The sequence below is a fragment of the Streptomyces sp. NH27 genome (assembly GCF_056859195.1).
The window spans coordinates 1-11,297 of the sequence record NZ_JACEGK010000245.1 but is presented as its reverse complement, the minus strand read 5'-3'; the positions used below and the strand labels follow the sequence as shown (position 1 = coordinate 11,297).

Genomic DNA, 11,297 nt, shown 5'->3' with positions numbered 1-11,297 from the left:
GCCTGCGCCACCGTGTGCGCCGCCGCCCCGGCGAACGCCTCGCCGATCTCCGTGTCGAGCCGGCACACCTCGTCCATGCCCACCCGCCCGGGTGGCAGCGCCCGCGCGTTCCGGGCGCGCAGCGCACCGTCGTAGGGTGTGGCGCCGGTGTGCGCCACCGCGGCCTCCAACACGCCGTCCCTGATGTGCAGTTCCACCACGGCGGTGTCGATCGCGTCGTGCGAGGTGCCGCTGATCATGCCCAGTACGCGCAAGGCTGGTCCTCCGAACTCGTCTTCGTGGATGGGGCGGTGGGTGGGGCGATGGGTGGCGCCCGCGCGCTGCGCGCGATGCCGCTCGCGGCCGGCGACGGCACGAGGTGGCATCAACTCCCTTCCCGCACAGTGAAGTTCACCAGCAGTGGACGTGTCCCGTGGGCGCGGTCGCCGTGCGGGCGGGGTTCTGCCACCGACGCGGCGGGAACCGGCGGGAGCCGGGCCGAAGCGGCGGTCCGCCGGAAACCAGGGCGCACCGTAGCCCGACAAGGCGGTCTCGCACCAGAGTGTCCGGTTCCGCAAACACGCAGTTCAGATGGGCGTGTTCAGTGACAGTGAACTTTCCTGTGCGTGATTGCCGCCAGGGGTGTGCGGCTGTCAGCCTGCGTCCGCCGCCCGGGCACGGACCGCCGCGACCGCCGTCGGCTCCGCGGGCGGCACGGCTGTCGGCCGCGCCCAGCACAGAGAGCAGGTACCCCGCACATGCGACGCCACTTCCGAACCACCGCCGCACTCGCCACGCTGCTCCTCGCCGCCGCCTGCGGCTCGGGCGGCGGCTCCGGCCAGAAGGACCAGAGTGCCTCCGCCTCCGGCAAGCTCACCGTCTGGCTCCAGGTGGACGCCCAGAACCTGTGGCCCAAGTCCGTGGCCGCCGCCACCGCCGACTTCAACAAGAAGTTCCCCAAGGTGAAGGTGTCGGTGCAGTACCAGGCGTGGGCCGACCACCTCACCAAGTTCGACGCCTCGGCCCAGGCGGACAAGGTGCCGGACGTGATCGAACTGGGCAACAGCGAGACCGCGCAGTACCTCCAGGCCGGCGCGTTCACCGACCTCACCGCGCAGAAGTCGACCTTCGACGGCAGCGCCCGGTGGCAGAAGGGCCTCGCCGACGCCTGTGCGTACAACGGCAAGCTCTACTGCGTCCCGTACTACGGCGGCACCCGCGCGGTCGTCTACCGCAAGGACCTGTTCGCCGCGGCCGGCATCACCCAACCGCCCAAGGACTGGAAGGGGTTGATGGCCGACGTGCACACCCTGATGGCCGAGCACAAGGGCGAGCAGGGCTTCTCCGCGTTCTTCCTGCCCGGCCAACACCCTTACGGCGCGCTGCCGTTCGTCTACGACAACGGCGGCCAGATCGCCTCCCAGGGCTCCGACGGCAAGTGGAAGTCGGACCTGAACTCACCGGCCGACGTCCAGGGGCTCAAGAACTGGAAGGCGTTGATGGACGCGGGGATGCGCGGCGACCGCAGCGGCGACGACCTCGGCGCCGTGCCCGCGCTGGTGGCCGGCAAGGCGTCGATGAGCTTCTCCACCAACGGCCAGCTGGTGCAGGTCTACAACAAGGACACCGGCGACCCGAAGCTGAAGGGCAAGGTCGGCTCCTTCCCGATGCCCAGTCCCACCAAGGAGGGGTCGTACGCGCCGCCGTACATGGGTGGTTCGGTGCTCGCGGTGACCGCGAAGAGCAAGGAGCAGAAGTGGGCCGAGCAGTGGGTCAGGGACTACACCTCCACGGCCCGGGAGAAGGAGTTCCTGGCCGGCGGCTTCCTGGCCAACACCCTCGACCTGACGTCCAACGATCCTGAGCGCGCCGGCTACTTCGTCGGTCTGGAACAGAGCTGGAACGTGCCGCCCGCCAAGAACTGGGCGCAGGTCGAGAAGAACCTGACGATCAAGCAGATGCTCGCCGCCATCGCCACCGGAAAGATGAGCATCCAGGACGCGACCACGTCGTACGGCAAGAAGATGGAGCAGACCCTGAACGCCTCCTGACCGGCCCGGCCGGTCGGGCCGCGGCCGGACCGGCCCCTCCTCGCACGGATGGACCGTCCTGATGACAATCCTCGCCCGCCCCCGCGATCCCGTGTCCGCCGCGAAGGCCCCGTCCACCCGGCGGCGCGCGGACCGCGCTCCGTATCTGCTGATCGCGCCGTCCCTGGTGGTGCTGCTCGGCGTGCTCGCCTACCCGCTGGTGAAGGTGGTGATCCTCTCCACGCAGAAGTGGGGGGTCGCGCAGATCTTCAGCGCGTCGGGCGCCCCGTCCTTCGTCGGTTTCGACAACTACACGACGCTGCTGGGCGATTCGGAGTTCTGGACGGTCCTGCTGCGCACGGTGGTGCTCACCGCCGCCATGGTGGGGCTCTCCATGGGAGTCGGCTTCGCGGTGGCGCTGCTGATGCTGCGGGTGCCGGCCTGGTGCCGGCACGGCATGACCTTCGCGCTGGTGATGGCCTGGTCGGTGCCCAGTTTCATCTCGACCGAGGTCTTCCAGTGGCTGACGGAGTACAACTCCGGTGTCGTCAACTGGGCGTTGGGCACCCAGCCGCACAACTGGTACACCAACGCCACCCAGGGACTCGCGGTGGCGACCGCGGTCGTGGTGTGGGGCGCCGTGCCGCTCATCGCGGTCACCCTCTACGCGGGGCTGACCCAGATCCCGGCCGAACTGGTCGAGGCCGCGCGGATGGACGGCGCCGGCCCCTGGGCGGTCTTCCGCCACATCACCGTGCCCGTGCTGCGCCCGCTGCTGGCCATGCTGACCACCCTGTCGGTGATCTGGGACTTCCAGGTGTTCAACCAGATCTGGATCCTGCGCAACGGCGCCCCGTCCTCCGACTACTACACCCTCGGCATCTACGCCTACGTGAAGGCGTACGGCGCGCACGACTACGGGCTGTCCTCGGCGACCGCGGTGCTCACCGTCGTCGCGCTGCTCGGCGTGATGGTCGTCTACCTGCGCCAGATCGCGAAGATCGGAGACGTCTCATGAAGCGCGGCCCCAGGTCCGGCGCCACCACCGTCTGGACCGCGCTGGGTGTCCTGGTCATCCTGGTGTGGATCTTCCCGGTGTACTGGATGGCGACCACCGCCTTCAAGTCCACCGGCGCGATGGCCGCGGACCCGCCGCAGCTGTGGCCGCACTCGCCCACCCTCGTGCACTTCCGGCGGGTGGTGAACGACCCGCTGTTCTGGGACGCGGTCACCAACAGCGCGATCGTCACCGGGATCACGGTGCCGATCGCCGTGCTGGTCGCCTTCGGCTCCGCGCTCGCCATCGCCCGCTTCCGGTTCCGCGGCCGGGGCACCTATCTGAGCGCGGTGATGCTGGTGCAGATGGTGCCCCATGTCGCGCTGGTCGTCCCGGTCTTCCTCACCCTCAGCGACGTGGGGCTGTCCGACTCGCTGCCGGGTCTGGTGATCACCTACCTGGCGTTCATCCTGCCGTTCGCGGTATGGACGCTGCGCGGGTTCATCGCCTCGGTGCCGAGGGAACTGGAGGAGGCCGCGATGACCGACGGCTGCACCAGGATGGGCGCCTTCCGGCGGATCATCCTGCCGCTGACGCTGCCCGGCCTCATCGCGACCTCGGTCTACTCGATGATCCTGGCCTGGAACGAGTACCTCTTCGCCTACTTCCTGCTGGCCAGCCCCGACAAGTACACCGTCCCGCTGTGGCTGACCCACTTCGTGACCAGCGAGGGCACGGACTACGGTGCGGTGATGGCCGGTTCGGTGATCGTCTCGGCACCGGTGGTGGTCTTCTTCATGCTGATCCAGCGCCATCTGGCGGCCGGACTCACCGCGGGCGCGGTCAAGGGCTGAGGCACGGGCACGGCTGAGGCTGAGGCACGGACGGAGGCAAGGGCTGAGGCACGGACGGGGGCAAGGGCTGAGGCACGGACGCGGTCGAGGCCGAGGCACGGACGGGGGCGCCGGCGGCAACGGCCCGCGGGCGCCCCCCAAGTGGCCCGGTGAAGGTTTCACCCTGGCCGAGGGCGTCGCCGCAGCTCCGGACCGGCGCCTGTGGCGTAGGCCATTGGCGGTGGCCGGCCCCTCTTCCACGGCGCGGTGAGCAGGGCGTACGGTCCGAGGTGTGTCATGGACGCGGCAATGACGTCCACCCCTTGACGCACCGGAAGAGGCACCCATGGACGCATCACACAGCCTGCCCGTCCGCCGCCGTACGGTCCTGACCGCAGCGGGCGCCGCCGTGGCCGCGGCCTCCACCACCGCCGCGCACGCCTCGGCCGCCGAGCGGACCCGGGTCGGCCCCGCCGCGCTGACCGCACGTCAGACCGCGGGCCAGCGGGTCATCTACTCCTACCCCGGCCTCACCGTGCCCGCCGCGCTGTTGACGACGATCAGCGCGGGCGAGGCGGCCGGCGTCATCTTCTTCGGCGATAACATCTCCAGCGAGAGCCAGATCACCTCGGTCATCAAGCAGCTGGTGCAGGCCAACGCGTCCAGCCCGGTGCGGGCGCCGCTGCTGCTGATGACCGATCAGGAAGGCGGCCAGGTGCGCCGGCTGCCCGGCGCGCCCACCCTGTCGGAGAAGCAGGTCGGCGAGGCGTCGCAGCCGCAGACGGCCGCCACCCAGGCCGGCACCGGCGCCGGCCAGAACCTCGGCGGCGTCGGGATGAACGTCAACCTCGCGCCCGTGCTCGACGTCTACTACACCGCCGGCAACTTCGTCGACAAGTACCAGCGCTCCTTCAGCAACGACCCGAGCACCGTCTCCAGCCTCGGAGAGGCGTTCATCAACGCCCAGCAGGGCACCGGGGTCGCCGCCACCGCCAAGCACTTCCCCGGCCTCGGCGCCGCCACCGCCACGCAGGACACCGACGCCGGCCCGGTCACGCTCACCCAGAGCCTGTCGAAACTGCGGAGCGTCGACGAGGTCCCGTACCAGGCCGCGATCGCCGCGGGCGTCCAACTCGTCATGGTCTCCTGGGCCGTCTACACCGCCCTCGACGCGTCCGCGCCCGCGGGCCTGTCCGCCGCCGTCGTGCAGCAGGAACTGCGCGGCCGGCTCGGCTACACCGGCGTGACGGTCACCGACGCCCTGGAGGCCGGCGCGATCAGCTCCTCCTACAGCACCGCGAAGCGGGCCCTGCTCGCGGCCGGCGCCGGGATGGACCTGCTGCTGTGCTCGGCCCGCGCCACCTCCCAGGGCGACGCCGCCGCGCAGGCCCTCGCCGACGCCTACACCAGCGGCCAGCTCCCGGCCGCCGACTTCGACGCGGCCGTCCAGCGCGTCACCGCGCTGCGCACGTCCCTGTCCTGAACCCCGGCCGCGCGGCGGCCACTTCTGAGTCCGCCACGAGGCAAGGTGGTGACCGCCGTGGAACCGATGCTGTCCCGGCTGCCGGCCGCCTTCTGGCGGGTCCGCTACGTCGGCGCCCGCTTCCCGGGGTCGGCGGCCGTGGCCGACCGGCCCGGCCTCGCCGCGGGCGCCAACTGCCAGTTGTTCGCCTACGCCGTGCTCGGCCACTTCGGCGCCGCCCCGCCCGCGCTGCGCTCCGGCGACCTGTGGGACGACGTACGGGCCACCGTGCGCGTCCCGGTCGCCCGCCCCCTCGACCTGCTCTTCTTCAACGCCGTGGACGACGCCTACGGCGCCCACCTCGGCGTCTGGACGGATGACGGCCGGGTCCTGCACCTCTGCGAGGAGATCGGACGGCCCGCCGTGTGGAGCCCGGCCGACTTCGCCGCGCGCGAGCGCTACCGGTGCCTGGTCGGCGTCAAGCGGGTCCTCACGGCCGGCGGGCGCGGAAGCGGACCCGGCTGCCGCGGGGGTCCTGCCGTACCTCCACGTCGGTGAACCCGGCGGCGGCGAGCCGGGCCGGCAGCCGCTCGGGCACCAGCGTGTTCATCGTGTCGCCGATGTGCAACAGCCGGAAGCGCAGGCCGGGTTGGCTGTCGCTGCCGGCGAACACCCCGCCGGGCCGCAGTACCCGCAGGGCCTCGGCGAAGATCCGGTCCTGGAGCGCAGGGGTCGGCACATGGTGCAGCATCGTGAAGCAGACCACCGCGGAGAACGCCCGGTCCGGCAGCGGCATCGCGGACGCGTCGGCGTGCACGATCCGCGCCCGCTCGCCGTAGTCGTGCTCCAGCAGCCGCGCGGTGGAGTCGTCGATCTCGACCGCCGTCAGGCGGGGCACGCGCTCCACGAGTACCCGCAGGTTGGCCCCGTAGCCGGGCCCCAGCTCCAGCACGTCGGTGCCCAACTCGACGTCCTCCAGGGCCCAGGGCAGGATCTGCTCCTCGGTGGTCCGCGCCCACTTCCGCGAACTGCACAGTCTCCGGTGCGCTGCGTTCATCGGCATACTGCGACGGTAGACCGGACACCTGCCGTCCTGCTGCCTGCGACCCGCCAATCCATGCCGCCAACAGGACAGCCCGCCGCCGCCCGCGATCCGCACCGTCCCCGGCCACCGGTCATCGGGCGTTCGGCACGCCGGGTTCGCTGTTCGCTGTTCGCGTACGGGCCCGGGTGCGCGGACGGCGCGCGGCATCATGGGCGGATGAGCGACGACACGGCGGTCCGCCGCCTCGATCTCGGCTACTTCGTCCGGCCCGCCGCCGAGACCGGCGGCACGCAGCCGCGGGTCGAACCCGTGCTCGCGTACCTCGTCCGGCACGAGCAGGGGCTGCTGCTGTTCGACACCGGCATCGGTGCCGCCGACCCCGAGACCGAGGCCCACTACCGGCCCCGGCGGCGGGAGTTGGCGAGCGCGCTCGCGGATGCGGGAGTCCGTCTCACGGACATCGACCTGGTGGTCAACTGCCACCTGCACTTCGACCACTGCGGCGGCAACCGGCTGCTGGGCCGCACACCGATCCTCGTGCAGGAGACGGAACTGGCCGCCGCCCGCCAGGAGGGCTACACCTTCCACGAGTTGGTCGACTTCCCCGGCGCGACCTACGAGGAGTTCGCCGGCGAGGCCGAAGTCTGGCCCGGGGTGCGGATCGTGCCGACCCCCGGCCACACCGAGGGGCACCAGTCGCTGGTGGTCCAGCAGCGCGACGGCACCGTGGTCGTGGCCGGCCAGGCGCATGACTTCGCCACGCACTTCACCGCCGACCACCTGGCCCGCCAGGCAGAACTCGACGGCGTGCAACCGCCGTTGCCCGGCTACCGCCCCTGGCTGGACCGGCTCGCCGACTTCGACCCGCGCCGCGTGCTGTTCGCCCACGACTGCGCGGTCTGGGAACCCGGGCGCACCGCGGGCGACAGCATCCGCTGACCGCCCCAGGGCGCCCGCGCGTCCGTCCCGTCTGCCCTGCCGCTCACGGCGACCGCGGCCCGTCGCCGCCCTCCGCACCCGGCTTGCGCGGCCCATGCGCCGTACCGCCTGAAACCCCGCCGCCCGAAGACCCGCCGCCCGAACCCCCGTTGCCCGTCGCCGTACCGGCGCTCTCGTTCTCGTCGACCTCCTGGACGCCGCGTTGTAGCCCCAGCCACGCCGCGATCGCCGCCGCGGCCATGATCCCGGCCATCACGTAGAAGACCGTCCTGGTGGAGTACGCGAAGTCCAGGCGGACGAAGTGCGGGATGGACGAGTTGCCCTGGGTGGAGCGGTGGGCCTGGGAGAGGTGGTGCGCCTCGGAGTTCGCCTGCGCGGCGGGCACCCCCTGGCCGATCAGGGAGGAGCGCAGGTGGGACTCGAAGCGGGCCACCGAGATCGTGCCGAGCACCGCCAGGCCCAGGCTCGCGGAGTAGTTCCGTACCGTCTGGGTGATGCCGGTGGCCTCGCCGTAGGACAGCCGGGAGGCCCGGTTGACCGCGTCGGTGCTCGCCGGGGTGAGCATGAGGCCCATCCCCGCGCCGGCGATCACGATGTACCACTCCTGGTCGCCGAAATCGAGGTCGGTGACCTTGCCCGCCAGCAGGTAGAAACCCACCGCGCAGATCGCGCAGCCCAGCACCACCGGGCGCTTGGCACCGCCGCGGTCCAGCATCCGCCCGCCGAACTGCGAGGCGATCACGAAGCCGATGAAGAAGTAGAGCAGGTACAGCCCGGCACCGGACGCGGACTTGCCGAGCGAGATCTGCGCGTACTCGCTGGCGAAGAAGAAGTACGGGATGAACACCAGCATCGCGATGCCGAGCACCAGGTTCTCCACGGCGAAGGCACGGTTGGCGAAGATCCGCACCTGGATCAGCGGGGAGGAGGTGCGCAACTCCAGCCGGTAGAAGACCACCAGCAGCGCCACACCGACCACGATGCACACCCAGATGCCCGGGTTGGACCAGTGCCAGATCTGGGACTGCTGGAAACCGAAGACGCTCAGCCCGATGCCGGCCACGATCAGCGCCAGCCCGCGGTAGTCCATCGGGGCAGGCCGGTGCTCGGTGACCGGCTTCGACAGCGAGATCAGCACCAGGGCGATCACCGCGACCGGGATGTTCACCCAGAAGATGGACCGCCAGGTCCACTCGGTCAGCCAGCCGCCGAGGATCGGGCCGACCGCGGTCAGGCCGCCCGCGATGCCGAAGAACAGCGCCAGCGCCTTCCCGCGCTCGCGCAGCGCGAACGTCTGCACCACGATGCCCAGCGCGGCCGGGAACATCAGCGCACCGCCGAAGCCCTGCACCACCCGGAACGCCACGATCCAGGTCTGCGCCACGGCGCCCTTCGGGGTGAGCCCGCACAGCAGCGACGAGGTGGCGAAGATCAGCACGCCCAGCACCACCACCCGCCGGTGCCCGAGGGTGTCGGCGAGCCGCCCGCCGTACGCGAAGAACGCCGCCAGCGACAGCAGGTACGCGTTGACCGCCCACTGCACGCCGGTGCTGGACAGCTTCAGCTCGTTCTGGATCTCCGGGACGGCGATCGACACGATCGTCTGGTCGATGAAGGTCATCGCGACGGCGAAGATCATCGCGGCCAGCACGAGGTTCTTCGATCGCCCGCCGCGGTGGGCCGTGACCGCCATTCGCTCTCCTCACCCGCTCCTCGGGAGACCGTTCCGCTCCACCTTCTGCCACGGCGACAGGTCCCGCCAGCGACGGAAGACCGGACGGGATCGTCCGAAAGGGGACGGAAAGCGGGCGCTCGGGCCGCCCCCTGTGCCGGGTCGGGCAGCGGAGATGTCAGGATGGAGCCCATGGACAACAAGGACAACGTCTACTTCGACATCTCCATCGACGGTGCGCCTGCCGGGCGGATCGTCTTCCGCCTGTTCGACGACGTCGTGCCGAAGACCGCACGCAACTTCCGTGAGCTGGCCACCGGCGAGCAGGGCTTCGGATACGCGGGCTCCGCCTTCCACCGTGTCATCCCGGAGTTCATGCTCCAGGGCGGCGACTTCACCAGCGGCGACGGCCGCGGCGGCAAGAGCATCTACGGCAACAAGTTCGAGGACGAGAACTTCCAGCTGCGCCACGACCGCCCGTTTCTGCTGTCCATGGCCAACGCGGGCCCGAACAGCAACGGCTCGCAGTTCTTCGTCACCACCGTGGTGACGTCGTGGCTCGACGGCAAGCACGTCGTGTTCGGCGAGGTCGTCGAGGGCCAGGACCTGGTCAAGCAGATCGAGGGCAAGGGCTCGCGCAGCGGCGCCCCCAGCGCGAAGGTCGTCATCACCGAGTCCGGTACGGTCCCGGCCGCCAAGTCCATCTGACCTCGCACGGGCATTCGGCGCCCCCGCAGCGGAACCTCCGCGGCGGGGGCACCGTACGTTCTGTCTGCCTGCCTGCCTGCCTGCCTGCCTGCCTGCCTGTCTGCCTGCTCGCCCCGCCTACCGTCCGGGCTCGGCGCGCAGGGCCGTGACCAGGTCGCGGGGCAGCCCGTGCGTGTCGTGCAGGTAGGCGTAGTCGTCCTCGCCGAGCGGTCCGGCGAAGCGGCGCTGGGACAGCACCCGTCGGCCCCGCTCCAGCTGGGAGGCGAACCGCCGCTCCTCGTCGAGCAGCACCTCGCGCACCCCGGGGCCGTGCGGCGGGCCCTGCGGGGGCAGGCCGAAGTGGCGCAGCGAGACCTCGACCGGCTCCGGCGGCAGGTCGCCGAGGGTACGGTCCGGGTCGTCGCGCCACAGCAGCGTCAGCACCCGGCGCACCAGCCGCCGCAGGACGTACCCGTGCCCGGTGGCGGCCGGCCGTACCCCGTCGGCCACGAGCACGGCGGCCGAGCGCAGGTGGTCGGCGACGACACGGTGCGTGGCCGGGTCGCCGCCCCACAGTCCGGGCAGCACCTCGCGCCAGGCGCCGAAGACGTCGGAGTCGTACACCGACGGCTTGCCCTGAAGGATCGTCACCAGCCGCTCCAGGCCCATGCCGGTGTCCACGCTGCCGCGCGGCAGCGGGTGCAGGCTGCCGTCGTCGTGCCGCAGCCAGCGCATCGAGACGTGGTTCCAGATTTCCACCCAGCGCGGGTCGGTACCGGGGGTGCCGGCCGGTTCGCCGTCGCCGGTCCACACGAAGATCTCCGAGTCGGGGCCGCACGGGCCGGTCGGGCCGTTGGTCCACCAGTTGTCCGGGCCGAGACGTTCCACCGGCACGCCCAGCTCGCGCCAGGCGCGCTCGGCGCCGGTGTCGGGGCCGGGCCCGTCGCCGGTGTCGGGCCCGAGGGCCCGCCGGAGCCCGTCGCCGGGGTGGCCGGTGTCGCCGTCGAAGACGGTGGCGTGCAGCCGGGCCGGCGGGATGCCGTAGCCGTCGACCAGCAGCTCATGGGCCCAGGTGATGCTGCGGGCGCTGTCGTAGTCGCCCAGTGACCAGGAGCCGAGCATCTGGAAGGCGGTCAGGTGGGTGGCGTCGCCGACCTCGTCCAGGTCGGTGGTGCGCAGGCAGCGCTGCACGTCGGCCAGGCGCACCCCGGCCGGGTGCGGGCGGCCGGTGAGGTACGGCGTGAGCGGGTGCATACCCGAGGTGGTGAAGAGCACCGGGTCGCCGGGCGGGCGCACCAGCGAGGCGCCGGGCAGCAGGTGGTGGCCGCGGTCGCGGTAGAAGTCGAGGAAGGTACGGACGGTCTGCTCGCTGTCCATGGCGGTGGCCTTTCCGGGACGGGCGAGCGGAAAGCGGCCGCCGGAGGGCCGTGAACGAAGAGGAGCGCGAGCCACGCGCACCGGCGGACCGTTTCCGGTCGCCGGGGGAGTGGGGTGAGGTCAGGCGGCGGCAACCGGCGAGCTGGTCGCTCGCGCGGTCGCGGAGGTGGTGAGCGGCGTGACCTTCATGCTCCGACGGTAACAGCGCGGGTCCGGTGGGCGCCGCCGATTTTCCCCGCCCCCGGGTGGGTCCGGGTGTCCGGGCGGGTTCGGGGG

At 71.6% G+C, this 11,297-nt stretch carries 11 protein-coding genes; 7 read left to right on the top strand and 4 right to left on the bottom strand.

Annotated features, from left to right (window positions below):
- Positions 1 to 254 (bottom strand): anhydro-N-acetylmuramic acid kinase (locus AC13HU_RS20520; RefSeq protein ID WP_483043366.1); only part of this gene is annotated, 254 nt, incomplete at its 3' end.
- 483 nt (positions 255 to 737) lie between these two features.
- Here AC13HU_RS20520 and AC13HU_RS20515 point away from each other — a divergent pair.
- The 5 genes from AC13HU_RS20515 (at position 738) to AC13HU_RS20495 (ending at position 5,859) form a co-directional block, all read left to right on the top strand.
- Positions 738 to 2,030: an extracellular solute-binding protein gene (locus AC13HU_RS20515; RefSeq protein WP_483043365.1), complete on the top strand. Its 1,293-nt coding sequence runs from the start codon at positions 738 to 740 to the stop codon at positions 2,028 to 2,030.
- A 61-nt stretch (positions 2,031 to 2,091) separates the two neighbouring features.
- On the top strand, positions 2,092 to 3,027 hold the full coding sequence (locus AC13HU_RS20510) for a carbohydrate ABC transporter permease (protein WP_483043364.1): 936 nt from the start codon (positions 2,092 to 2,094) through the stop codon (positions 3,025 to 3,027).
- The gene (locus tag AC13HU_RS20505) at positions 3,024 to 3,860 is read left to right on the top strand and encodes a carbohydrate ABC transporter permease (protein WP_483043363.1); all 837 of its coding nucleotides are present in this window, start codon (positions 3,024 to 3,026) and stop codon (positions 3,858 to 3,860) included. The genes AC13HU_RS20510 and AC13HU_RS20505 overlap by 4 nt, the downstream gene beginning before the upstream one ends.
- A gap of 325 nt (positions 3,861 to 4,185) precedes the next feature.
- Positions 4,186 to 5,322: a glycoside hydrolase family 3 N-terminal domain-containing protein gene (locus tag AC13HU_RS20500; RefSeq protein WP_483043362.1), complete on the top strand. Its 1,137-nt coding sequence runs from the start codon at positions 4,186 to 4,188 to the stop codon at positions 5,320 to 5,322.
- A gap of 57 nt (positions 5,323 to 5,379) precedes the next feature.
- The gene (locus AC13HU_RS20495) at positions 5,380 to 5,859 is read left to right on the top strand and encodes a hydrolase (RefSeq protein WP_483043361.1); all 480 of its coding nucleotides are present in this window, start codon (positions 5,380 to 5,382) and stop codon (positions 5,857 to 5,859) included.
- Here AC13HU_RS20495 and AC13HU_RS20490 read toward each other — a convergent pair.
- On the bottom strand, positions 5,792 to 6,364 hold the full coding sequence (locus tag AC13HU_RS20490) for a class I SAM-dependent methyltransferase (protein ID WP_483043360.1): 573 nt from the start codon (positions 6,362 to 6,364) through the stop codon (positions 5,792 to 5,794). The genes AC13HU_RS20495 and AC13HU_RS20490 overlap by 68 nt on opposite strands.
- Positions 6,365 to 6,562: 198 nt before the next feature.
- On the opposite strand from AC13HU_RS20490, the gene AC13HU_RS20485 reads away from it, so the two are divergent.
- Positions 6,563 to 7,285, top strand: a complete 723-nt coding sequence (locus AC13HU_RS20485; protein WP_483043359.1) for an N-acyl homoserine lactonase family protein — start codon at positions 6,563 to 6,565, stop codon at positions 7,283 to 7,285.
- 43 nt (positions 7,286 to 7,328) lie between these two features.
- Here the strand turns inward: AC13HU_RS20485 and AC13HU_RS20480 are convergent, their stop codons facing one another.
- On the bottom strand, positions 7,329 to 8,978 hold the full coding sequence (locus AC13HU_RS20480) for an MFS transporter (RefSeq protein WP_483043358.1): 1,650 nt from the start codon (positions 8,976 to 8,978) through the stop codon (positions 7,329 to 7,331).
- A 171-nt stretch (positions 8,979 to 9,149) separates the two neighbouring features.
- Here AC13HU_RS20480 and AC13HU_RS20475 point away from each other — a divergent pair, with 171 nt between their 5' ends.
- Positions 9,150 to 9,665 carry a peptidylprolyl isomerase gene (locus AC13HU_RS20475; RefSeq protein WP_483043357.1) on the top strand — a complete coding sequence of 172 codons (516 nt, stop codon included), beginning with the start codon at positions 9,150 to 9,152 and terminating at the stop codon, positions 9,663 to 9,665.
- A 117-nt stretch (positions 9,666 to 9,782) separates the two neighbouring features.
- Here the strand turns inward: AC13HU_RS20475 and AC13HU_RS20470 are convergent, their stop codons facing one another.
- Complete coding sequence (locus AC13HU_RS20470) at positions 9,783 to 11,021, bottom strand: alanine--tRNA ligase-related protein (RefSeq protein WP_483043356.1); 1,239 nt, start codon at positions 11,019 to 11,021, stop codon at positions 9,783 to 9,785.
- Positions 11,022 to 11,297: the final 276 nt, after the last annotated feature.

Excerpts from the sequence above, each read along its gene's own strand:
- AC13HU_RS20515 (WP_483043365.1), top strand. The coding sequence starts at position 738 with ATGCGACGCCACTTCCGAACCACCGCCGCACTCGCCACGCTGCTCCTC.
- AC13HU_RS20510 (WP_483043364.1), top strand. The coding sequence starts at position 2,092 with ATGACAATCCTCGCCCGCCCCCGCGATCCCGTGTCCGCCGCGAAGGCC.
- AC13HU_RS20505 (WP_483043363.1), top strand. The coding sequence starts at position 3,024 with ATGAAGCGCGGCCCCAGGTCCGGCGCCACCACCGTCTGGACCGCGCTG.
- AC13HU_RS20500 (WP_483043362.1), top strand. The coding sequence starts at position 4,186 with ATGGACGCATCACACAGCCTGCCCGTCCGCCGCCGTACGGTCCTGACC.
- AC13HU_RS20490 (WP_483043360.1), bottom strand. The coding sequence starts at position 6,364 with ATGCCGATGAACGCAGCGCACCGGAGACTGTGCAGTTCGCGGAAGTGG.
- AC13HU_RS20485 (WP_483043359.1), top strand. The coding sequence starts at position 6,563 with ATGAGCGACGACACGGCGGTCCGCCGCCTCGATCTCGGCTACTTCGTC.
- AC13HU_RS20480 (WP_483043358.1), bottom strand. The coding sequence starts at position 8,978 with ATGGCGGTCACGGCCCACCGCGGCGGGCGATCGAAGAACCTCGTGCTG.
- AC13HU_RS20475 (WP_483043357.1), top strand. The coding sequence starts at position 9,150 with ATGGACAACAAGGACAACGTCTACTTCGACATCTCCATCGACGGTGCG.
- AC13HU_RS20470 (WP_483043356.1), bottom strand. The coding sequence starts at position 11,021 with ATGGACAGCGAGCAGACCGTCCGTACCTTCCTCGACTTCTACCGCGAC.